The organism is Rhodococcus sp. MurmanLake-1, assembly GCF_056945715.1.
This window is the reverse complement of record NZ_JBWZNF010000002.1, coordinates 409,685-431,427: the sequence shown is the minus strand read 5'-3', so window position 1 is coordinate 431,427 and position 21,743 is coordinate 409,685. Positions and strand designations below refer to the sequence as shown.

Genomic DNA, 21,743 nt, shown 5'->3' with positions numbered 1-21,743 from the left:
GTCAGCATCGTAATCGCTTTTACTCCTGACGGGTGACGACGTGAACTCTCGCAACGGCTTGATCTTCGCTCTGCTGTCCGCGGCAACGTTCGGCGTCTCGGGCCCGTTCGCGAAGTCTCTCATCGAATCGGGGTGGTCCCCCGGCGGCGCAGTGTTCGCGCGCGTTGCCGGCGGCGCACTGGTGATGATGGTGATCGCCGTAGCCACCCAATGGCCTCGCCTACGACAGGTGAGCGCCCACACGCGAACGGTACTGCTGTACGGGGTGTTCGCGATCTCGGGCGTTCAACTGTGCTTCTTCAATGCCGTGCAACATCTTTCGGTCGGCGTCGCATTGCTTCTCGAGTACCTTGCACCGATCATCGTCATCGGATGGGTGTGGATAACCAAGGGCGCGCGTCCGAGCGTGCAGACGCTTCTCGGTGCGGCGGTTGCCATGATCGGCGCCGCCGTGGTGATCGACGTCTTCGGATCGGCAGAGATCAGTGCCGTCGGAGTCGCCTGGGGACTGGCCGCCGCGGCATGCCTTGCAGTCTATTTCGTCATTTCCGAACGTGCGGACGGTGATCTCCATCCTGTTGTGCTCGCGGCATCGGGGCTCACGGTCAGTGCAATGGTCATCGGCGCGCTCGGACTCGTCGGCGTCCTCCCACTCCAGTTCTCGGCCTCGAACGCCGTCGTGGCAGACCATTCGGTGAACGTATGGCTGCCGGTGGTGGTCCTGGTCCTGGTCAGCACTGTCATTGCCTATCTCACCGGCATCGCCGCAATCACGCTGCTGGGGCCGACAATCGGATCTCTCGTAGCGCTGACCGAAGTGCTGTGCGCGGTCCTCGCCGCGTGGATCCTGGTCGGGGAATCCGTCACTGCACTCCAAGCTGTGGGTGGCGCAGCAATCATCGCGGGGTTGGTCCTCGCGCGCCTCGGCCAGGTTGCACCGAAACAGATACCGGCCGACCCGATGACAAATGTCATGGCAGAAGAATGACGGACGGACGAGGGATCACGACCTCGAAGCGAGCAGATTCTATGTATGACCTCAGCACAGGCACGGCATTCACCACAGGCACTGCACACACTCACTGAAGGATCGGCACACGACGCCGTCCGGTTGACCGGACTTCGCAAGAGTTTCGGAACCGTCGACGCCGTCAAGGGTATCGACCTGAGCATCCGCCCCGGCGAGATCGTCGCGTTCCTCGGCCCGAACGGCGCAGGCAAGACGACAACCATCGACATGATCCTCGGCCTGTCCCGGCCGACGTCGGGCGACGTGAGCGTCTTCGGAATGTCACCCCGATCGGCGATCGCCCGCGGACTCGTCTCCGCAGTCATGCAGACCGGCGGACTACTGAAAGAGCTGACGGTTGCCGAGACGGTGCAGCTGACCGCCAGCCTGTACGCCCAATCCCGTCCGGTCGACGAAGTGCTGGGGAGAGCCGGAATCCTCGACATCTCCGATCGCCTGGTCAGCAAATGCTCAGGCGGACAACAACAGCGGTTGCGATTTGCGATGGCGTTGCTGTCGAACCCGCAATTGCTCATTCTCGACGAGCCCACCACCGGCATGGACGTCGAAGGGCGTCGGGACTTTTGGTCCGCCATCCGCGCCGACGCAGATCACGGTCGCACTGTGCTTTTTGCGACGCACTACCTCGAAGAGGCCGATGTCTACGCCGACCGCATCATCCTGGTCAGGCAAGGCACCGTGGTCGCAGACGGGACCACCGCCGAGGTCAAGGCGATGGCGTCCGGACGCACCCTGCGCGCGACTGTTCCAGGCATCACCGACGAACTCCTGCGAGCCATACCGAACTCCGACGCCGTCGAGGTGCGCGGTGAGTCACTGCTCGTGCACTCGGGTGACACCGATGCCGTTGCACGGTTCCTGTTGACCAATACCCAGGCTCGCGATCTCGAAATCGTCTCGCGTGGCCTCGAAGACGCATTCATCGCACTCACGTCGAACAACTCCGAAGGACAGAAGTGATGACCACTGCAACCGAAGCGAACACCTACGGAGCCGAGCGAACCGTCGTACCTCTCGGCGGATTCAACACGACGCTACTGCGACTGGAATTTCGTCGCCTGACCCGCAATCGGCGCACGATGATCTTCACGCTCGTCATGCCGGTTGTCTTCTTCCTCGTCTTCGGTCTCGGTCAAGGCGACGACGACCACGGGATCGGACACGGCAATGTCGCCGCGTACATCATGATCAGCATGGCTCTCTACGGCGCGATGCTGGCCACCACCAGCGGCGGAGCGATGGTCTCGATCGAACGAGCGTCCGGATGGAGCCGTCAACTTCGGCTGACTCCCCTGACCCCGGTCGCCTACATCGCCGTCAAACTGATCATGGCGATGCTGCTCGGTCTCGTCTCGATCCTTGTCGTCTACGTCGTCGGCGCGTTCACCTCGGCGCAGATGGACGGATCACTCTGGTTCACAACGGCATTGATCGCCTGGTTGGGATCGTCGATCTTCGCGGCCTTCGGCCTGTTCATGGGGTATCTACTCCCCAGTGAGAACGTCATGCAGTTGCTCGGACCGGGACTGGCTCTGCTCGCCTTCGGCGGCGGACTCTTCGTGCCGCTCACCGACGGTTCCGTATGGGCGACCATCGCACAGTTCACCCCGATGTTCGGCATCAACGCCCTCGCCCACGCACCGTTGACGGGCAATAGCATTCACTGGACCTGGATCGTCAATATCCTGGTGTGGTTCGCCATCTTCGCCGGCGGAGCGATCTGGCGGTTCCAACGAGATACGGAGCGTGTGTAGTTGTCGCAAACGACTGACCGAGAAGATTCCGTCGCGCTCCCGCGGCGGAATCGTTTCGGCGTTCTCTTCGCGGCGGTCTGGATGGTATTTCTCGGCGGGCCGCTGATCGAGGGATGGAATCTGCGCGACGAACTGCGCGGCTGGACAGGGATTCTCGCGACGGTCGCCTTCGGTGCGCTCTATCTCTACACGTTCGCCACAACGCAGCAGCGGCGTCGAATGACAATGACTCGGCCGACGATTCGCGAAGCTGCACTGGCTTTGGCCGCCTTGACCGCGTTGGCCGCCGTGATGATCGTCAGCGTCGGGCCGACTGGTTTGGCAGCCGCACCGTATCTCGCGGTGACAGCGGTGACGCTGCTGCCGACCGTCGCGGGCGGCATTCTCGCCTTGGTGTTCGCGGCCTCCGTGGAGATAGTCAGCCTCTCGTCCGGGTGGGGGAACTACTCCGGACTCTCGCTCGGAGTCTGCGCGGCCGCATTCGCGACCTGGGGCATCATGTCCCTGATCAGCCGCAACTTCGCCATGCTCCATGAACGCGAAGAGCAGGAGCAGCGGGCAATCATGGAGGAGCGAACGAGGATGGCGCGCGATCTGCACGACATCCTCGGGCACTCGCTGACCGTCATCACGATCAAAGCCGAACTGGCCAATCGCCTACTCGATGTCGATATCGAACGTGCGCGCAACGAACTCGACGACCTCGAAAGACTTTCGCGTGACGCGTTGGCAGACGTGCGCTCGGCCGTCGAAGGATTTCGTGGGATTTCTCTTCCCGTCGAGATAGCCCGAGCACGAGAGGCATTGCGTGCGGCTGGTATCGAGGACGAGGTGCCGAGCAGTACCGACATGGTTCCCACGCGTCTTCGCGAACTCTTTGCATGGACGATCCGTGAGGGCGTCACCAACGTCGTTCGACACAGCGGTGCGACCCACTGCCGGATCACGGTCGACGAAAATAGTGCGTCGGTCGTCGACGACGGGCAAGGGGCCGGGTCGACGTCTTCCGGCAACGGTCTGATCGGATTACGCGAGCGCGCCGGAGCGTCGGGCGCACGAGTGATCATCACTCATCCCCAGCCGCAGGGGTTTGCACTTCAGGTAGTCGAACAGGAGACAGAGTGAACAGCCAGGGCGATCGAGCAACCATACGGCTGCTCTTGGCGGACGACCAGGCGCTCGTGCGAGGAGCGTTGGCCGCACTACTCGATCTGGAATCCGACCTGTCCGTGGTGGCCGAGGTCGGTCGCGGCGACGAGGTTGTGGCCGCTGTTCTCGAACACCGCCCGGATGTCGCGCTTCTGGACGTCGAGATGCCCGGCATGGACGGAATCGCCGCGACGGCGGCCCTTCGCGAGGCAGCACCCGACACCCGAGTCCTGATCGTCACCACGTTCGGACGTCCCGGATTTCTTCGCAAAGCCTTGCACGCCGGGGCCGGCGGGTTCGTCGTCAAGGACACACCCGCCAGGCAGTTGGCCGACGCAGTCAGGCGTGTCCACGCCGGACTGCGCGTCGTCGATCCCACCCTTGCGGCCGACAGCCTCGTCAGCGGCGAGTCGCCCCTGACGGAGCGTGAGACCCAAGTACTGCGCGCCGCTCACGACGGCGCACCCGTGGCAGCCATCGCAGGGGCGCTCTTCTTGTCCGCAGGGACAGTTCGAAATCATCTGTCATCCGCGATGGGCAAGACAGGTGCGTCGACGCGCGCGGAAGCCGTCAGAATCGCCGAGTCGAACGGCTGGCTCTGATCCGCATGGCCGGAATCCACTTCCCCGGCAAATAGTTCGCCGTGCGATTCTTGACGGCGATTTGTCCAGATCACTCAAAGTAGGGACCTTCTACCCTAGGGATTTTCCCTGCAAACGACCCCCTTCGCGAGAATCCAAAACAGCTAATCGTTCGATAACTGGCTATGATGCAGTTAATTGAATCGACGGAGCCTGTGCGTAACGGGGGAAGGGACGTCTCATGTCGAACCAGTTCAACGATCGCTTGAACTCGCTGTTCGAGACTGCCGACTTTCACGTCACCAACGCGATGGTCGTTCGCGGCATGACCGAGTTCGGCTGCCGCATCTCGACGCCGTACCTGTCCCAACTGCGCACCGGCGTCCGAACCAACCCGTCACCCGAAGTGGTTGCCGCCCTCGCCCACTTCTTCAACGTCCATCCGGACTACTTCTACGCCCCGTCCGATCAAACTCCGCCCGCGATCTCGGGCGGCGAGGCGGACCTCTCTCTCCTCGAACAGCTGCACAACGTGCGCCTGCGAAACCTCACCTCTCGCGTCGTCGATCTATCGCCGTCTTCGCAGGATCTGCTTGTCGAAATGGCGGAGAATCTACGTTCCTCCGAGAATCTTCCGCGCGTACCACCGGACTCGAATTCCTACATGTCACGCGCGTAGCGCCCTTCGCCGACTCTCCTTGACTGCTCAGGGAGGGTTGGCCTTATGCTGGTCGATGCAGCTGGTTCGCCCGGCGCGGTCATGAGGAGCCCCGAAGACCGTTCCCGGCGTCGAAGCCCCGTCAGCGCAAGCTGTCGGAGTGAGAGGGAACCCGGTGAAAATCCGGGACTGTCCCGCAGCGGTAAGCAGGAACGACCGCCGTTTATGTGCACTGGGCATCCGCCTGGGAAGCGACGGCCAGTAGGTTCGATCCAACTCGATCGAGTGCCCGCGAGTCCGAAGACCTGCCGACTGTGTCGGGCACGCCGTGCCCGACGGTCCACCGCCTCGTGGAATGGGCGTGTAGATCTCCATCGGACCTCGTGTGCGGTGCGGGCAGTACTGTCCGCCGAAACTCGAGGTCTCGTGAGGTGTACCCGTCTGCCGGCAGTGGCCATCAATGCATTGGCAATCTGGAGAAACTCCGTGACAACAACATTCACTTCGACCGTGCTGGGCTCACCGCGCATCGGTCCTCATCGAGAACTCAAGCGGGCAACCGAAAGCTACTGGGCAGGGCGCATCGACGCCGACGCCCTGCAGGCTGTCGCCCGTGACCTCCGTCGGCAGGGCTTGGCCGACCTCCGTGACCTGGGCCTCGACTCCATCCCGGTCAATACCTTCTCCTTCTACGACCAGATGCTCGACACCGCAGTTCTTCTCGGCGCGCTGCCCGACCGCGTCGCGTCGGTCGCCGATCCGTTGGACCGCTACTTTGCCGCTGCCCGTGGGACGGACACCATCGCGCCGCTCGAAATGACGAAGTGGTTCGACACCAACTACCACTACCTGGTGCCGGAGATTTCACCGTCCACCACGTTCGCACTCGACCCGTCCAAGGTCTTGTCCGAACTGGCAGAAGCACTTTCCGACGGCATTGCAGCCCGCCCGGTCGTCATCGGACCGGTCACCTTCCTGCTGCTCTCGAAGGCTGTCGGCACAGACGAGCCGCTGCTCTCGCGGCTCGACGAACTACTCCCCCTCTACGCGGATCTACTCGGTCGGCTCGCGAAGGCCGGTGCGAGCTGGGTTCAGCTCGACGAACCCGCCCTCGTGGGCGATCGCACCGATGAGGAAATCGAAGCGGCACGCGCTGCGTACGAACAGCTTTCAGCGCTGTCCGAGCGGCCGTCGATCCTGTTGGCGTCGTACTTCGGTTCGCTGCGTGACGCGTTGCCCGCGCTTGCGTCCACCGGCGTCGAAGGATTTGCCGTCGACCTGGTGGCCGGTCAGGATTCGATCGGCTCCGTACCTGAACTCGCCCGCAAACTAATCGTCGCCGGAGTGGTCGACGGACGAAACATCTGGCGGTCCGATCTGGACTCGGCACTGAGCACTTTGGGTGCCTTGCTCGGCAGCGTCGACACGCTTGCCGTCTCCACGTCGTGCTCCCTGCTGCACGTTCCGTACACACTCGACGCTGAGTCCGATGTCGACAAGGCCCTGCGCTCGTGGCTCGCGTTCGGCACCGAGAAGGTCAAGGAAGTAGTAACTCTCGCAACCGCTCTCACACAGGGCCGAGAGTCGGTGGAGGACGAGTTCGCTCTGGCACGAGCGGCCTCGTCGACCCGCAAGGACGATCGCAGACTCAATGATGCGAGTGTTCGAGGCCGTCTGGACGCGGTGCTGAACTCGGCGACCGGTCGCGCGCCCGCCGTCGAACGTCGCGCTGCCCAGGACGAGCTGCTTTCTCTGCCGCCGCTGCCCACGACGACCATCGGTTCGTACCCGCAAACCTCGAAGATCCGCATCGCTCGCGCAGCACTGCGCAAAGGTGAGATCGACGAAGCCGAGTACGTCAACCGTATGCGCGCCGAGATCGCCGAAGTTGTTGCGCTCCAGGAAAAGCTGGACCTGGACGTGCTTGTTCACGGTGAGCCGGAACGCAACGACATGGTCCAGTACTTCGCGGAGCAGTTGGACGGATTCTTCGCCACCGCCAACGGTTGGGTCCAGTCGTACGGCACCCGCTGCGTGCGTCCGCCGATTCTGTACGGCGACGTCTCGCGCCCGAAGCAGATGACCGTCGACTGGATCACGTACGCACAGTCCCTGACCGACAAGCCGGTCAAGGGCATGCTCACCGGACCCGTCACCATTCTGGCCTGGTCGTTCGTCCGTGACGACCAACCCCTCGCCGACTCGGCAAATCAAGTCGCACTGGCAATTCGAGACGAGACCGTCGATCTGCAGGCCGCCGGAATCGGAATCATCCAGGTCGACGAACCGGCTCTGCGAGAACTGCTCCCACTGCGTGCCGAGGATCAGCGCGCCTACCTGGACTGGTCGGTCGGCGCCTTCCGGTTGGCCACCTCGGGCGTCGCGGATTCCACTGCGATCCACACGCACCTGTGCTACTCCGAGTTCGGAGCGGTGATCGGCGCCATCGCCGGCCTCGACGCGGACGTCACGTCCATCGAGGCGGCACGCTCACACATGGAGGTCCTCGACGATCTCAGTTCGGTCGGGTTCGATCTCGGCGTCGGCCCCGGTGTCTACGACATCCACTCGCCGCGGGTGCCGAGCGTCGACGAGATCGCGGAGTCGCTACGCGAAGCACTCAAAGCTGTTCCAGTCGAACGATTGTGGGTCAATCCGGACTGCGGATTGAAGACACGGGGGCCGATCGAGGTCGAAGCGTCGCTTCGTAACCTCGTCGAGGCCACGAAGTTGGTACGAGCGGAGCTTTAGGGGCAAAGCCCCGGTGCGCCTTTTTGGTAGTGGGCACTACCAAAAAGGCGCACGGGGGTCAGCTCAACCACGTGTTGCCGAAGAGCAGAATCCCGTCCGCACTCGGCATCACTCCGTGCACGTTCTCGCGCCACGGGATGAAAACCTTGCCGGAGTTGACCACGGCCATCGGCGCCGTCTCGTTGACCACGGTCTGAATATCGTCGATGACGGCTCGCCGCTCATCCTCGCCCGACGCTGTTTGCAGCTTGCCGAGCAACTCGTCCATCCGAGCGTTCTTGTAGCCGAGAATGTTCGACGGCGATTCGCTGAACAGGTTGCCGTACATACGCACGAACGGTGACTCTTCCAGCACGTTGAACGCGAAGTAGGACACGTCGTAGTCATGCTTCGCGTACAGCATGGAAATCAGATCGTTGATGCTGGTTGCGTAGGTGATGTCGACCGTGAAACCCACTGCCTGCAAGAGCGACTGAAACGTCAGTGCGCTGCGCTGCGTCGCCGGATCGTTCATACCGACGTACGTCAGTTTTCCGTCGTAACCGTCGGCCTTCGCCTCGGCGAGATACTTCTTCGCCGCCTCGGGGTCGAAGCCGTTCCCGGCCACCGATCCGTGCCACTGCGACCACGACGCGAACATGTCGGTGCCGGGTTCGCCGAAGCCGCCCTGAACTCGCTCGTTGAACGTAGTCGGGTCCACCGCAGCGACAATCGCCTTACGCACGCGCTCGTCCTTCGCTGCCCGATCGTCGCGCTGATTGATTGCCAGAACGCCGGCCATGCTGGCCGAGTACACAAATCCTGGATCACCGGCTTCGAAAGCCTCGTGTATGAAATCGGGAGACTTCAGATAGGCGACCTGAATTCCGTCGGTGTGCAATCCCTCGAGTTTGCTCTTCTCGTTGACGATTGCCGGAAAGCGCAACTTCTCGAGGTACGGTGCCCCGTCCCAGTACGTCGGACGGGCAGCGAGCACCAATTCGTCCTGGGAGGCGAACTTCTCGACGGTGAACGGACCTGCCCCGATCGGGGTGAACGTGCCGGTAGCCATCGACGAGGGCGCGACGATCATGCCGGGACCGGTGGTGAACATGATCGGGAACTCGTCCCACGGCTGCGCCAATGTGAAGACGACCGTACTCGGATCCGGTGAATTCGTCTCGCGCACAGTGGTCTTCCACACCAGCGCGTGAGTTCCCTTCTTCTGCAGATAGTGATCGATACTCCACAGGACTGCCGCACTGTCCATCGGAGTGCCGTCGCTGAAGGTGACGCCGTCGCGCAATTTCAGTGTCCACACCGTGTTGTCGCCGTTGGCCGACAAAGACTGCGCCAAGTGGGGAACGTATTCGCCCGCCGCCGTATCGAAGCGCATCAGAAGGTCGTAGATGGCCGCCATTTCGCTACCACCGGTAGCGCCGCCGTCCTGACGGTCAGCCGGATCGAGACTGCTGATCCCGTTGTAGGTGGCAAACGACACGGTGCCACCCGAGCGCGGCTCTCCCCCGTTGTTCTGGTCACCGACAACTCCGACCGTCACGTCCGATGCATCCGTGGTCGTACCTTGGCTGCTACCGGCGCACCCCGTCACCACCAGTGTCGCCGACGCCAGGACAACCATCCAGATTCGAGAGCGAGCTCGGTACGAGCGCTTCATTGCGACTCACTTTCACAGTTCACGGACACGTCGATCCCTGGATCGGACATCCCGGCAGTTTTGTAAGTGAATTCTAGGTAAGGACGCTCCCTGCGTCTTCGTTTTCACAAAGCTGCAGCGATGATTCGCATTCACAGCGACAGAAACAAGAACTGAATTCTAGAGTGACACCGTTCAGCGAAGTACCAGTCCGATGACGTCTTCGACGTTCCGCTGGGCCTCTGCGAATCCGATCCGGCCACTGGTCCACAGTGCAAGGGCCGTCAACATCGTGCCGCCCATTGCCACGGCCGCAACCCGCGCCGTCTCGGCCGGAATACCGTCCATCAATTCGAACAGCATTCTCCGATGTGCAGCCGCGCGCTGATCCAACGACTCGATCACGAACTGATCCGAGGACGAATGGAGTTCGATCTCGAGTCGAGCGAAGTGAGGCCTACGCTCGAATGCCTTCATCTCGCGGCGATGAAGTGCCAGAACCCGTTCGTACGCATTGCTCTCTTCGCCGCCTGTTCGCGGCTCCTCAGGACGACGAGCGGATTCGAGCCCGCTCCACGCCGTCATCGCCGCAGCAAGAAGTTGCTGTTTGGTCGGAAAGTAGCGATAGAGAGTGCCTAGCGCCACGCCTGAACGCTCCGACACTTCTTTCATCTGGATTCGATCCGACGGCATCGCTGCAAGCATCTCGACCACCGCCGTGGTCAATCGTCGTCTCCGCTCGAGTTGCCCCACCGACATGAGGTCGGTATCCAGGGGAAACTCGTCGCTGCGCACAGTCACGCGCGTCACGATAGTTCAGAACCTCGACCGCAGTGCCAGGTTGCGAAGTTTCATCAGAACCCCGAAATCTAGTACATAGATTAATCACCTGCCGATCGCGCTAGGGTTAGTCCATGAATGACCGGACAACCGATGACCAGTCAACCGTCGGCGAACTCAATTTCTGGTCGTTCATCGAACTGGCCAACAAAAAGCTGGCCACCGAACACGGCTTTCGCGATCAGCTCGCCACCGAGGTTCTCCTGACGCTCAACCGAGCCTCCAACGTCGTCACGTACGATCTCGAGTCGTCGATCCACCGCCCTCGAGGCTGGTCATGGTCCTCCTTCCGACTGTTGTTCGTCACCTGGCTGGCCGGTCCGATCGAGCCGAAGGCTGCCGCCGAGCTCACCGGAATGAGTAGGGCAGCGGTCTCCAATCTGTCCAAGTCGCTGCTGGCAGACGGATTGATCGATCGTCGGCCCACCGAGAACGACGGCCGTTCGGTCCAGCTGTACCTGACCGACAAAGGCCGAGAAGCCATGGTCGAAGCGTTTCGCGAGCAGAACGAACGCGAACACGCCTGGGTCAGCGTCCTGAGCGAGGCCGAACAGCGAATTCTTGTCATGCTCCTGGACAAACTGATCACCAACCGCAGCCAGTTCGACGTACGCGGACGTAACTGACATAGACCCGAACCCCCTTGGAGAGTTGCGCCCATCACATCATTTTAGTTAATGTATTTACTATCTGGTGGAGGTGAGCCAGGCAGAACAGCACAGAAGGAGCCCCGTCATGGCGTTCTATCGACAACTCGGCAACATCCCACCGAAGCGTCACACCCAACACCGTGACGAGTCCGGCAACCTCTACTACGAAGAGCTGATGGGCGAGGAAGGTTTCTCCTCGGATTCTTCGTTGCTCTACCACCGCGAGATCCCGTCGGCCATCGTCGACGCAACGGTCTGGGAACTGCGCGATCAGAGCACAACCCCCAACCATCCCCTCAAACCGCGCCATCTGAAACTCCACACGCTGTTTCCCGAAAGCACCTGGAACGAGACCGACGTGGTAACCGGCCGTCGTCTCATCCTCGGAAATGCCGACGTGCGACTGTCCTACGTCGTTGCGGCGGCGCCATCTCCCCTGTACCGCAATGCAATCGGCGACGAGATGGTCTACATCGAATCTGGCGAGGCGACCGTCGAGACTGTCTTCGGCACACTCGAGGCCTGTGAAGGTGACTACGTCCTGATCCCGATGTCAACAACGCATCGATGGATCCCCAAGGGTGACAAACCACTTCGTGCCTACGCCATCGAAGCGAACAGTCACATCGTCCCGCCCAAGCGCTATCTTTCCCGCTTCGGCCAGCTACTCGAGAACGCACCGTTCTGTGAACGAGACCTGCACGGACCGACCGCGCCCATGATCGCCGAAGGCGCCGACATCGAGGTACTGGTCAAGCACCGCACGTCGGCGGGCATCGTCGGCACCCGAATGGTTTATCCCACGCACCCTTTCGATGTCGTCGGTTGGGACGGATGCTTGTACCCGTACACCTTCAACATCTCCGACTACGAGCCGATCACGGGCCGTGTTCACCAGCCGCCGCCCGCGCACCAGGCATTCGAGGGGAACAACTTCGTGATCTGCAACTTCGTGCCCCGCAAGGTCGACTACCACCCCCTGTCGATCCCCGTGCCGTACTACCACTCGAACGTCGACTCGGACGAGATCATGTTCTACTGCGGCGGTGACTACGAGGCACGCAAGGGTTCCGGCATCGGGCAGGGTTCGATATCGATTCATCCCGGCGGCCACGCCCACGGCCCACAACCCGGCGCGTACGAGCGAAGCATCGGCGCCGAGTTCTTCGACGAGCTGGCCGTGATGGTCGATACGTTCCGGCCCCTCGAATTGGGTGAGGGAGCCTTGGCCTGTGAAGACGAAGCGTACGCCTGGAGTTGGGCAGGGCGGGGGCCTCAGCAATGACGATCATCTCCCCACTCCTGCGCGGCCTGTGCGACGACGCAGCACTCTTCCCACCCGGCAATGCTCCTCTCGCCGAGGCAGTTCCGGCCCACGCGGCCTACCAGCAGGCGGACTATGACGCGCTGGTCGGGCCCTTCGTCTTTCCCGCGCCGCGATTGAGCGAACTGGCCGCGTACGTTTCAGCTGACAACCCGGTGACGCTGAGTCTGACTGTGCCGGCCGGTCCAGCCGATACGGCGGCGGCACTGTCGAACGCGCTCGCTATCCCCGGTGTCAGCGTCGCCGCCGTCGAAGTGGGAATTCCTGACGGGTTGGACGCCGAAGCCGCCTTCGAGGAACTCGCTCCCGTCCATGCCGCTCATCCCGACCTGGACATTTTTGTCGAGGTACCCCGCGGTGATCGACGCGTGGACTTTCTGACGGCGCTCGAAACCGCCGGGTACTCCGCGAAGTTTCGCACCGGAGGAATTGTCGCCGAAGCGTACCCGGACGAGGACGAGCTCGCCGATGCCGTGATATCCGTTGTCCGAGCGGGTATCCCGTTTAAGGCGACCGCGGGACTGCATCACGGCGTGCGCAATACCGATCCGGAGACAGGTTTCGAGCAGCACGGCTTCCTCAACATCATGGTGGCCGTCAACGCTGTGAGGCGGGGCGCCGACCGCTCGGAAGTTGTTGCTGCTCTGGCGCAACGCGATGGCGAATCGATCGCGCAAGCCCTGGCCGAACTGACCGCGGACGAGGCCGGCGAGGTGCGTCGCCGCTTCCTCTCGTTCGGGACCTGTAGCATTTCGGACCCTCTCACCGAGCTCGAAGGTCTCGGATTGATCGTCCGCTCCGACAAAACCGAAGGAACACTCGTATGACCGTCACGACCATCGACATTCCCGCCGACTCGTTGTTCGGGATCGACAATCTGCCATACGGCATCTTCTCCCCCGCCGGAGGATCACCGCGTGTTGGTGTTCGGGTCGCCGACTCGGTGGTCGATCTCGCAGCGACACTGGGAGATTCCGTCTTCGCCGAACCGACTCTGAATGCGTTCATGGCGCTGGGCCGAGATCAGTGGGTATCGGTGCGTAATCGGATCACGGATCTAGTGACCGGCGAAATAGACTCGGAAGCAGTGTTTCCCGTCGACTCAGTCACAATGCACTTGCCGATCGCGGTGGCCGACTACGTGGATTTCTACGCGTCGGAAAATCATGCGACCAACCTCGGACGCCTGTTCCGACCCGACGCTGCCCCCTTGATGCCGAACTGGAAGCACCTTCCGGTCGGATACCACGGGCGCTCGAGCACCATCGTCGTCTCCGGCACCGATATCGTTCGCCCCTGCGGACAGCGCAAGTCACCCGATCAGGAGAACCCGGATTTCGGACCGTCCCGCCGCCTCGACATCGAGGCCGAAATGGGCTTCATCGTCGGAACTCCCTCGAAGATGGGCGATTCCATCAACCCGGACGACTTTGCCGAGCACGTCTTCGGCGCCGTCGTCGTGAACGACTGGTCCGCCCGGGACATCCAGGCGTGGGAATACGTCCCTCTCGGCCCGAATCTCGGGAAGAGCTTCGCGACGTCCATCTCTGCGTGGGTTGTCCCGTTGCTCGCGCTCGAAGCTGCCCGAATCGATACGCCGGTGCAGGACCCCGAACCTCTCTCTTACCTGCGCGGCGAGGAGAAGTGGGGGTTGGACATCGACCTGGCCGTCGAATGGAACGGTCACGTCGTCTCCCGGCCGCCCTACGCCCAGATGTACTGGTCGCCGGCGCAGATGCTCGCGCACACCACTATCAACGGCGCAGCAGCGAGCACCGGCGATCTCTTTGCATCCGGAACCATTTCCGGACCGGACAAGGATCAGCGCGGCGCCTTCATCGAACTGACCTGGGGTGGCAAGGAACCCGTGACCGTGGGCTCCGAGACTCGAACCTTTCTCGAAGACGGCGACACCATCGCCATCTCGGCCACCGCTCCCGGCGTCGGGGGATCACGAATCGGCTTCGGGGATGTTCACGCTCGGATCCTGCCGGCAACGCAAACCGAAAGATAACGATTGACAACTGTTTGATTCACGCTGATCTGATGTCCGGAATTCCTTGCCTCACGATTCTCCGAAGATAAGCTGGACTAACCATCCAGAGCGATCGAGAGTCCTGGCTCCGTGACGTCGCAGCAACCCCCTCTGCTGAGGTGCGGGTGCTTTCTGCCAGGTCCGATGGAGGACTCGTGCCAGGCGATCGACCCCGTACCTCAGTGGGGACAGCAGCTGTCGTCGTGATCGTGGGCGGTGGCCCCCGCGGGACCGGCGTACTCGAGCGAATCCTCGCTCACGAATCGGTGAACGCCGATCCCGTACCGATCGACATTCACGTCGTGGACCCGTATCCGGCAGGCGCCGGCCGCATTTGGCGAGGCAGCCAGGCGCCGCTTCTGTGGATGAATTCGACAACCGCGGACGTCACGATGTTCACCGACGAGACCACCGCCGTGACCGGCCCAGTGCTGCCGGGTCCGACCCTCGCGGAATGGGTCGCCGAGCACTCGGCTGAACTTGCCGAATTCCCCGAAATCGCGGCAGAAGTCCCGATGATCACCCCGTCGTCGTTTGCATCGAGGTCACTGCAGAGCCGATACCTGAACTGGGTGTTCCAGACTGCGGTCGACTCTGCACCAGCGCACGTCGACGTTCGGGTTCATCGACGATCCGTGGTCGACATCGTGAACGTCGGCGAGATACAGACGGTTCATCTGGACGACGGAGTTGTCATCGAAGCGACGGCCGTCCTTCTCGCGCAAGGGCACCCCGATGCGTTGGCTGCCCCGCGTGAAACCGCGCTGACCAGCTTCGCGTCCGAGCACGGGTTGACCTACGTAGGTCCGGGATACACCGCCGACCTCGACGCCGATGTCATTCCCGAACGCGAACCGGTTCTGATCGCCGGACTCGGGCTGGCTTTCATCGACTGGATGGTTCTCCTCGCCGAGAGCCGCGGCGGCGTCTTCGAACGCGGTGAGGACGGCACCCTCACTTACACTCCCTCGGGTCGGGAACCTCTGTTGTACGCCGGATCTCGTCGAGGCGTGCCGTACCACTCCAAGATTTCGTACTCGATCGCCGACGCGCGGCCACCGCTACCTCGGTTCTTCACCGCTGATCTTGTGCCCGGCGACGGGCCGTTGGATTTCCGAAACGACATCTGGCCGCTGGCGTCGAAAGAATTGGCAGGCGCCCACTATCACGAACTGTTCGCGTCGCACCCGGATCGGACGGTGGGCACCTGGGAGGAGTTCGACGCCGAATTCGCCTCGCTGGCTTGGGGATCGTCTCGATTGCAGGAACTGGTCGAGAACGCAGTTCCGAAGCCGGAAGACCGTATCGATCTCGAGCGACTGAACCGCCCACTCGGCGGTGAGCGCTACGACGGACTTGCCGAGGTCCAATCCCGGATCAACGAGTACATCTCGGCAGACGTCGCGCGGAGGTCGGACCCGTATTTCAGCGCCGACGCGGCTGTCTTCTCAGCGCTGCTGTCGACGTACATGACTGTCGGAGAATTGCTGCGGCGCGGCAGAATCCCGGCCGAATCCGTCGCCAAGGACGTCGAGGGTTGGCTTCATTCGTTCTTCAGCTTCATCGCCAGTGGTCCGCCACCCGAGCGACTGGAACAGTTGATCGCGCTCAACGAGGCCGGCATCGTCCAGTTCCTCGGGCCGGATTCAGCGTTCTCCACCGAAATCGACCCGGCAACGGGGGCTGGGATCTTTGTCGCTCGCAGTGCGTCGCACACCGACATCGTGGCCGCGAACACCCTCGTCGAAGCACGCTTGCCGGTTGCGTCCATCAGCGCGAGCGGTGACTCGCTCCTGCGGACGCTTCACGGTCGGGGCGAGGCAGTCGAACTTCGTGCGACCGTGGACAGTTCGGCGAAGCTCGCCGTCGACGGTACTTCACGAATTCTCGACCAGGACAACACAGCTCATCCTCGCCGCTTCGCGGCCGGGCCGTGGGTTGCAGGCCACAACTGGTCGGCGGCTTTCCCTCGTCCCCGTACCAATGCGGGGTTTTTCCGGCACAACGACGCCCTGGCGGCGGAGATTTTGGGCGCTGCGCGCCTGTGAGCGGTTAGGGAGTCCAGAGACTCCCTAACCGCTCACGGGGGCTGTGCCCCTCCTAGCTGAACACCAACTCACCCTCGTCAACCGCGACGGTGATACTGCCGCCCTCTTCGAGGAGATCGTCGAGCAGCATGTCGGCGATCTTGTCGTCGACCACACGCTGAATCGAACGACGCAACGGGCGAGCCCCGAACTCGGGTTGATGCCCGTGCTCGGCAATCCAGTCCACTGCGTCGGCGGTGAACTCGATGTCGATGCCCTTGGACTGCAACCGCTTCCGGCTGTCGTCGAGCAACAGATCAGTGATCCGGTGCAGTTGCTCGGTGTCGAGCTTGCGGAAGATCACTATCTCGTCGATGCGGTTGAGGAACTCCGGCCGCATCGATTCGCGCAACCTGGCCATCACGCGGTCGCGCAGTGGCTTCTCCGCCGACTCTGCATCACCTGTGGTGAAGCCCAGTCCACCGGACTTGCTCGAAATGATGTCCGAGCCGAGGTTGCTGGTCATGATCACGACGGTGTTCTTGAAGTCCACCGTCCGACCCTGGCCGTCGGTCAGACGCCCGTCGTCGAGCACCTGGAGCAAGGTGTTGAACACGTCCGGGTGTGCCTTTTCGATCTCGTCGAGCAGGATCACCGAGTACGGGTTACGACGCACCTGTTCCGTGAGCTGTCCGGCCTCGCCGTAGCCGACATATCCGGGAGGAGCACCGACCAATCGGCTTACCGTATGCCTCTCACCGAACTCACTCATGTCGAAGCGCAGCATCTTGTTCTCGTCACCGAAGAGTGTGGCAGCCAGAGCTTTTGCGAGCTCCGTCTTGCCGACACCGGTAGGTCCGAGGAACAGGAAGCTACCGACGGGACGATCCGGATCGCTCATACCGGTCCGGCTACGACGCACCGCACGCGCGATTGCGCGAACGGCGTCATCTTGCCCGATGACACGACCGTGCAGTTCCTCTTCCAGACGGCGCAGGCGATCTTTCTCTGCTTGAGTCATCTGGCTGGCCGGAATACCCGTGGCACGGGCGACAACCTGGGCGATCTGTTCAGCAGTCACATCCGGAGTTTCCTCGGAAGGAACCGAGGATCCTGCCTTCTCGAGACGCTTTGCGACGCCGTTGATCTCGTCACGCAGGGTCGACGCCTTCTCGTACAATTCGTCGGCGACGGCTTTCTCCTTGTCGCTCTCGAGCTGCTCGAGACGTTGCTGCAGAGCAGCGGTGTCTACCGTGGCAGTCTTCAAACGAAGCCTGGCGCCGGCCTGGTCGATCAAGTCGATTGCCTTGTCCGGCAAGAACCTGTCGCCGATGTAACGTGCCGACAGCTCCACCGCAGCGGTGATCGCCTCGTCGGTGTAGTGGACCTTGTGGTGATCCTCGTACCGACTGCGCAGTCCGCTCAAGATGGCGATCGCGTCCTCGATCGACGGCTCTCCGACCTGTACGGGCTGGAAGCGCCGCTCGAGCGCGGGATCCTTCTCGATGTTCTTGCGGTATTCGTCGAGCGTGGTGGCGCCGACGATGTGCAGTTCACCGCGAGCGAGCTTGGGCTTGAGGATGTTTCCGGCATCCATCGCACCTTCGGCGCCGCCTCCGGCACCGGCGATGGTGTGCATCTCGTCGATGAAGACGATCAGCTCGTCCTTGTGTGCGGTGATCTCGTCGATCACCTTGGTCAGCCGTTCCTCGAAGTCTCCGCGGTAGCGAGTACCCGAGACCATGCTCGAGAGTTCGAGCTGGACTATCCTCTTGCCCACCAACGATTCCGGGACATCCCCGTCGACGATGCGCTGGGCGAGACCTTCGACGATGGCAGTCTTGCCGACGCCGGCCTCACCCACCAGGACGGGGTTGTTCTTGGTGCGGCGGGAGAGGATCTCGATGGTCTGTTCGATCTCGTCGGCGCGGCCGATCACCGGATCGACGCCGCCGTTGCGTGCGCGATCGGTGAGATCGACGCCGTACTTGTCGAGCGTCGGTGTGGTGGACTCGTCTTCGACTGGACCGGCTGCAGGATTCTGAACCGCTGCCTGCAGCTTCTCCGGCGTGATGCCGGCCGAAGCGAGCAGACGACCCGGAACATGATCGGGGTCACCAGCCAATGCGATGAAGAGGTGTTCGGGATCGATGTACGTCGATCCCAGGGCTCGGGCCAGTTGATGAGCCTCGAGTAGAGCGGTTTTCACGGCGCTGCTGAGCGCAGGAGCAGAGTAGGCCCCCTGCTCACGGCCTTGTGGCAGCCGCAGGTCGACGGCGTCGACCACGGATTTCGGGTCGGCTCCGGCGCGCTGCATGAGCGTGCGGACCGGATCCTGCTCCGCCATGACGCGGAGAACGTGCAGTGCATCGAGATCCGAATCACCGCGAGCAGCCGCTACACGTGCAGCGTCAGCCATGAGTTGCTGGGTGGCCCTGCTCATGAGCCGGGAAATATCGATGCGACCGGGACCCTCGGGCCCGAAGAATGCTGGCATTCCGAAGCCTCCTTGCAGAAAGTTGAGCGTTACTGACTCAATTAACGTGCATGGGGCTCGATCAATTCCCGCGGGCTCAGATTTGTTTCAACACCTTCGGGCCACAGATCGTTCTCAACTACCGAAGGATCCGGTAGATCGACCGACCGGGTACGCCTCGACGTGCATGATCACCGATCCCTCGCAGGGACCACTCGCGATGTCGGTACGCCACGAACCTTTCAGACTGCCATCGGGCTGAGGTGTGTAATACGCCTCGGAGTGCGCCGGTGCCCACACCTTGGGCACGCCTTCCCCCTGGTAGCAATCCCACTCCCAGTCATAGGGGTGCACCCAACTGGTTCCGTCCCAGGTGTATCGCGCAGGCTGCGGCAACGTCGGATTGGCGGGAGCCGGACCGCCGACCACTGTGGCGATACAGACTCCGCTCGAGCAATCCGTCTCGAACGTGTATGTATCGGAGAAATCCGGCTCCCACTGGCTGGCGGCCAGACTTGTGCCCGTCTTGGTCGCGGCGAAACGCTTGAGCGAGTAATCACCGGACCAGTTCGCATCCGCAGCCCCCGCGGGCATCGCTCCGGCGACAAACCACGTAGCAACGAGAGCAACCACAAGCAATGACTTTCGCATGCGTGAAGTGAATCACAAGCTATGTCCGAATTGTCGGATACTGACCACAAGAACACCGACGACGATCAGCACCAGCGAAACCAACGGCAACGCTCCCGCACCCCTGTCCGCCAAGATCAGCCCGCCCACGACGCCGCCCGCTGCGATCGCCGCATTGAAGATCGTCACGAAAACCGATTGCGCAGTGTCCACAGCGTCGCCCGTCGTGTCGGCGAGCGCAGTCTGAAGGAGAGTGGGAGCGCCTCCGAATGCCACGCCCCATACCGCAACGCTGAGTGCGATCACTGCGAAGCTGTCACCGCCGACGCCCAACGCCGTCAAAGCTGCGGCAAAGACCACCAAGCTCAGCACGGTGAGACTTCGAAGGGCCCGGTCGACAAACACCCCGACCACACCGATGCCCACGAAGGCGAAAAGTCCGAACACGAACAAAACGATTCCCAACCGATCGCCGAAACCGATGCGATCCAGAAACGCCGCCAGATACGTGTACACGATGTTGTGCGCGAAGATCCACAAGAACGCGACAAACAGAATCGGTCGTACGCCCGGCAGGACCAGGACTTTCCGCACCAACAGCTGCCGATCCGCTTGTTGCCCGGGAAAGTCCGGCATCACCGTGAGTATCCACACGACCAGAAGTAGCGCAGCAACCGACATTACGGCGAAGACTACGCGCCAATCGGCCAGGGTCCCGAGCAATGCACCCATCGGAACGCCGATTGCCAGCGCGATCGGCTGTCCGACGGAGGCAACCGCAACGGCCCGCCCCTGCAGACGAGGGGGCGCCATCCTGCGTGCGTACCCAGCAAGCAACCCCCACACCACACCTGCTGCCATGCCCGCCAGAAACCGAACACCCAAGGTGAGAACAAGATTCGACGACAGCGCTGTCACCAGATTGAAGACACCGAATCCAACAGTCGCCGACACCAGGACAGCACGCCGTCGCAGTCCTCGGGTCAATGCGATCAGTGGTACCGCCCCGACGACGGAGCCCAACGCGTATGCAGTGACCAATTGCCCGGCGCCGGAGACAGATACGGACAGTCCTGACCCGATCTGCACCAGTAGTCCGGCCGGCATGGTTTCGGTTGTGATTGCTATGAAACCTGCCAGTGCGAGTGCCGACAACCCGGCCAGCGGTAGCGTCCGGACGGAATCGGTCTCCGCCAGTGCCGAAGTCGCAGTCCCGTCCGAGTTCGCGCTCACCTCGTCGGTGTTTCGGGACTGCCTTCACCCGCCTGGCCGGAACGGACCAGTTCTGCAATCGACGCCCAGTCCATCTCGCCCTGACCGTTCGCCAGAGCCTGAGCGAGCACGCCTCGAAGTACGCCGCCGAACGGCAAATCCAGATCGACGCTGTCGGCGGCGTCGAGCGCAAGCCTCAAATCCTTGAGGCCCAGAGCGGTGGTGAATCCTGCAGGCTCGTACTGACGCGTCGCGACGAGGTTCCCGTAGCTCGAGTAGACCGGCCCCGGGAAGATCGTCGAGGTCAGCAGTTCTACGAGTTGGCTTCCGTCCACACCTGACCTCTCCCCCAATGTGATTGCCTCACCCAAGGATTGAATCGCGGCGAGGATGAGGTAGTTACCGATGATCTTGACGATGTTGGCCTGCTCCGGACGCTCACCTTGTGGCCACGTACGAGCCCCGATGACGTCGAGGAAGGGTTGCACTCGCTCGAGGAGGGAACTGTCGCCGCCGGCGATGATGTTCAACTGGCCAGCCTGAGCAACAGAAACGCGTCCGAATACCGGCGCCGCGATGTACCCGATGCCGTACTCGGCGTGCAGTGCTGCGGCGCGCTTGGCAAGGCCGACGCTGACGGTGGCCATGTTGACGTGCACGGTTCCAGTCGGAACGGATGCGAGTACGGCGGGATCCAGAATGGCCGCAGACACGGCCGAATCATCCGCCAACATCGACAGCACAACACCGGACTGGAATGCCTCGGCAACGGTTTTCGCGCCGGTCGCCCCTTCCGCGACCAATTCGGCTACCGCTTCAGGGCTGCGATTCCACACCGTCACGTCGAAGCCTGCACCCATCAGATTTCGAGCGATGGGACGACCCATCGCACCCAAACCGACCACGGAAACAGAAGTCATGGATTTCCCTCTCGAAAATGTTGAACCATCTAAGACGGTTCAACACTCTCACACAGGTACAGTTGCTGTC

18 protein-coding genes and 2 riboswitches are annotated in these 21,743 nt (G+C 62.2%); of the genes, 12 read left to right on the top strand and 6 right to left on the bottom strand.

The features are described 5' to 3' along the window. The first annotated feature begins 40 nt into the window (after positions 1-40). From AC2ETI_RS08390 to metE, 7 genes are all read left to right on the top strand, one after another. Positions 41-988 (top strand): EamA family transporter, encoded by a 948-nt coding sequence (locus AC2ETI_RS08390; RefSeq protein ID WP_019745003.1) that lies wholly within the window; start codon positions 41-43, stop codon positions 986-988. 45 nt (positions 989-1,033) lie between these two features. Then, positions 1,034-1,990, top strand: a complete 957-nt coding sequence (locus AC2ETI_RS08385; RefSeq protein ID WP_019745004.1) for an ABC transporter ATP-binding protein — start codon at positions 1,034-1,036, stop codon at positions 1,988-1,990. Beyond that, complete coding sequence (locus AC2ETI_RS08380) at positions 1,990-2,784, top strand: ABC transporter permease (RefSeq protein ID WP_019745005.1); 795 nt, start codon at positions 1,990-1,992, stop codon at positions 2,782-2,784. The genes AC2ETI_RS08385 and AC2ETI_RS08380 overlap by 1 nt, the downstream gene beginning before the upstream one ends. Further along, positions 2,785-3,909, top strand: coding sequence for a sensor histidine kinase (locus AC2ETI_RS08375; protein WP_021332163.1), 1,125 nt, complete (start codon positions 2,785-2,787; stop codon positions 3,907-3,909). It begins immediately after the preceding gene. Beyond that, positions 3,906-4,535 carry a response regulator transcription factor gene (locus AC2ETI_RS08370; protein WP_019745007.1) on the top strand — a complete coding sequence of 210 codons (630 nt, stop codon included), beginning with the start codon at positions 3,906-3,908 and terminating at the stop codon, positions 4,533-4,535. Before AC2ETI_RS08375 ends, AC2ETI_RS08370 begins: the two co-directional genes overlap by 4 nt. A 220-nt stretch (positions 4,536-4,755) precedes the next feature. Next, entirely contained in the window at positions 4,756-5,193 is a 438-nt protein-coding gene (locus AC2ETI_RS08365) for a helix-turn-helix domain-containing protein (RefSeq protein WP_019745008.1), read from the top strand. A 97-nt stretch (positions 5,194-5,290) separates the two neighbouring features. After that, positions 5,291-5,499, top strand: a riboswitch (cobalamin riboswitch). A gap of 159 nt (positions 5,500-5,658) precedes the next feature. Then, on the top strand, positions 5,659-7,923 hold the full coding sequence (gene metE, locus AC2ETI_RS08360) for a 5-methyltetrahydropteroyltriglutamate--homocysteine S-methyltransferase (RefSeq protein WP_113683353.1): 2,265 nt from the start codon (positions 5,659-5,661) through the stop codon (positions 7,921-7,923). Between the two features lie 58 nt (positions 7,924-7,981). Here the strand turns inward: metE and AC2ETI_RS08355 are convergent, their stop codons facing one another. Then, positions 7,982-9,580, bottom strand: coding sequence for an ABC transporter substrate-binding protein (locus AC2ETI_RS08355; RefSeq protein WP_020908860.1), 1,599 nt, complete (start codon positions 9,578-9,580; stop codon positions 7,982-7,984). A gap of 174 nt (positions 9,581-9,754) precedes the next feature. Beyond that, complete coding sequence (locus tag AC2ETI_RS08350) at positions 9,755-10,369, bottom strand: TetR/AcrR family transcriptional regulator (protein WP_113683316.1); 615 nt, start codon at positions 10,367-10,369, stop codon at positions 9,755-9,757. A 104-nt stretch (positions 10,370-10,473) separates the two neighbouring features. On the opposite strand from AC2ETI_RS08350, the gene AC2ETI_RS08345 reads away from it, so the two are divergent. The 5 genes from AC2ETI_RS08345 (at position 10,474) to AC2ETI_RS08325 (ending at position 16,456) form a co-directional block, all read left to right on the top strand. Next, positions 10,474-11,025, top strand: coding sequence for a MarR family winged helix-turn-helix transcriptional regulator (locus AC2ETI_RS08345; RefSeq protein WP_019745012.1), 552 nt, complete (start codon positions 10,474-10,476; stop codon positions 11,023-11,025). 109 nt (positions 11,026-11,134) lie between these two features. Further along, positions 11,135-12,334, top strand: a complete 1,200-nt coding sequence (locus tag AC2ETI_RS08340; protein WP_113683317.1) for a homogentisate 1,2-dioxygenase — start codon at positions 11,135-11,137, stop codon at positions 12,332-12,334. Next, a complete protein-coding gene (locus AC2ETI_RS08335) occupies positions 12,331-13,200 on the top strand; it encodes a hypothetical protein (protein ID WP_019745014.1) in 870 nt (289 codons plus the stop codon). Before AC2ETI_RS08340 ends, AC2ETI_RS08335 begins: the two co-directional genes overlap by 4 nt. Further along, positions 13,197-14,387 carry a fumarylacetoacetase gene (gene fahA / locus AC2ETI_RS08330; RefSeq protein ID WP_113683318.1) on the top strand — a complete coding sequence of 397 codons (1,191 nt, stop codon included), beginning with the start codon at positions 13,197-13,199 and terminating at the stop codon, positions 14,385-14,387. Before AC2ETI_RS08335 ends, fahA begins: the two co-directional genes overlap by 4 nt. Before the next feature lie 78 nt (positions 14,388-14,465). Continuing rightward, positions 14,466-14,559: riboswitch (SAM riboswitch) on the top strand. A gap of 4 nt (positions 14,560-14,563) precedes the next feature. Then, the gene (locus AC2ETI_RS08325) at positions 14,564-16,456 is read left to right on the top strand and encodes an FAD/NAD(P)-binding protein (RefSeq protein WP_230090991.1); all 1,893 of its coding nucleotides are present in this window, start codon (positions 14,564-14,566) and stop codon (positions 16,454-16,456) included. 52 nt (positions 16,457-16,508) lie between these two features. On the opposite strand, the gene AC2ETI_RS08320 is transcribed toward AC2ETI_RS08325, so the two are convergent. From AC2ETI_RS08320 to AC2ETI_RS08305, 4 genes are all read right to left on the bottom strand, one after another. Further along, complete coding sequence (locus AC2ETI_RS08320) at positions 16,509-18,932, bottom strand: ATP-dependent Clp protease ATP-binding subunit (protein ID WP_029256076.1); 2,424 nt, start codon at positions 18,930-18,932, stop codon at positions 16,509-16,511. A 114-nt stretch (positions 18,933-19,046) separates the two neighbouring features. Then, entirely contained in the window at positions 19,047-19,562 is a 516-nt protein-coding gene (locus AC2ETI_RS08315; protein WP_019745018.1) for an Rv2253 family sensor-like surface protein, read from the bottom strand. A gap of 12 nt (positions 19,563-19,574) precedes the next feature. Then, the gene (locus AC2ETI_RS08310; protein ID WP_322742110.1) at positions 19,575-20,774 is read right to left on the bottom strand and encodes an MFS transporter; all 1,200 of its coding nucleotides are present in this window, start codon (positions 20,772-20,774) and stop codon (positions 19,575-19,577) included. Then, positions 20,771-21,673 carry an NAD(P)-dependent oxidoreductase gene (locus AC2ETI_RS08305; protein ID WP_113683321.1) on the bottom strand — a complete coding sequence of 301 codons (903 nt, stop codon included), beginning with the start codon at positions 21,671-21,673 and terminating at the stop codon, positions 20,771-20,773. The genes AC2ETI_RS08310 and AC2ETI_RS08305 overlap by 4 nt, the downstream gene beginning before the upstream one ends. Positions 21,674-21,743: the final 70 nt, after the last annotated feature.

What these genes read in the sequence shown, in the direction of transcription:
- AC2ETI_RS08320 (WP_029256076.1), bottom strand. Translation starts at nt 18,932, where the DNA reads ATGCCAGCATTCTTCGGGCCCGAGGGTCCCGGTCGCATCGATATTTCC.
- AC2ETI_RS08365 (WP_019745008.1), top strand. Translation starts at nt 4,756, where the DNA reads ATGTCGAACCAGTTCAACGATCGCTTGAACTCGCTGTTCGAGACTGCC.
- AC2ETI_RS08385 (WP_019745004.1), top strand. Translation starts at nt 1,034, where the DNA reads ATGACCTCAGCACAGGCACGGCATTCACCACAGGCACTGCACACACTC.
- AC2ETI_RS08335 (WP_019745014.1), top strand. Translation starts at nt 12,331, where the DNA reads ATGACGATCATCTCCCCACTCCTGCGCGGCCTGTGCGACGACGCAGCA.
- AC2ETI_RS08315 (WP_019745018.1), bottom strand. Translation starts at nt 19,562, where the DNA reads ATGCGAAAGTCATTGCTTGTGGTTGCTCTCGTTGCTACGTGGTTTGTC.
- fahA (WP_113683318.1), top strand. Translation starts at nt 13,197, where the DNA reads ATGACCGTCACGACCATCGACATTCCCGCCGACTCGTTGTTCGGGATC.
- AC2ETI_RS08345 (WP_019745012.1), top strand. Translation starts at nt 10,474, where the DNA reads ATGAATGACCGGACAACCGATGACCAGTCAACCGTCGGCGAACTCAAT.
- AC2ETI_RS08380 (WP_019745005.1), top strand. Translation starts at nt 1,990, where the DNA reads ATGACCACTGCAACCGAAGCGAACACCTACGGAGCCGAGCGAACCGTC.
- AC2ETI_RS08305 (WP_113683321.1), bottom strand. Translation starts at nt 21,673, where the DNA reads ATGACTTCTGTTTCCGTGGTCGGTTTGGGTGCGATGGGTCGTCCCATC.
- AC2ETI_RS08340 (WP_113683317.1), top strand. Translation starts at nt 11,135, where the DNA reads ATGGCGTTCTATCGACAACTCGGCAACATCCCACCGAAGCGTCACACC.
- AC2ETI_RS08355 (WP_020908860.1), bottom strand. Translation starts at nt 9,580, where the DNA reads ATGAAGCGCTCGTACCGAGCTCGCTCTCGAATCTGGATGGTTGTCCTG.